General features: G+C 38.8%; 2 pseudogenes. Both read right to left on the bottom strand.

Annotated features, from left to right (window positions below):
• Positions 1 to 274: pseudogene (locus R7Q48_RS30555) on the bottom strand (CpaF family protein); the annotation flags it as partial.
• A 12-nt stretch (positions 275 to 286) separates the two neighbouring features.
• Positions 287 to 534 (bottom strand): annotated as a pseudogene (locus tag R7Q48_RS30550) (type II secretion protein); the annotation flags it as partial.

The raw sequence follows: 534 nt of genomic DNA, 5'->3' as shown, positions 1-534 counted from the left end.
CGCGATCTTCTTGCAGATGTGATAACAAGCCAAGGTCTAAAGTATCCAGCAATTTCTTATGGTAGTAGTGCTTAATAGCCAGATCTTGCTCGAGCTGTTTTTTCTGCTCTTCAATCGCTTTCAGTTTCGCTTCAACCGGCGTTAGTGGTCTGTTTTCACTGACGTAATCTTCGTCTTCTGCTTTCGCAGCAAGATCGACCTTGACGACTTTCGATTCTTTTTCTTCATCTACGGAATTGAATGAACTCCCGACGCCTTTCCGTTTGAAAAACATAACTCCCCCTTACTAAGAAAAGAATTTCTTAATCCAACTTTGGTGCTCTTGTGTTGGGCTTTCTAATAAATGCGATATTTCCGCTAACGAAGCTTTTAAAGCACTATTTTTCTTAGATTGAACAATTGGGTTACCTAAATTGGCGCTCTCTATCGCAATAGCAAAATTATTTGGAACTAAATGTATCGCATGGCCACCAACTGCGTTTTCAATATCTTTTAAGGATATTGTTGATTTCTTTTCAAAACGATTAACTATGA

The organism is Vibrio sp. 378, from assembly GCF_033339435.1.
Note: the sequence above shows the minus strand (reverse complement) of the source record. Positions and strands in the feature narration are given on the sequence as shown.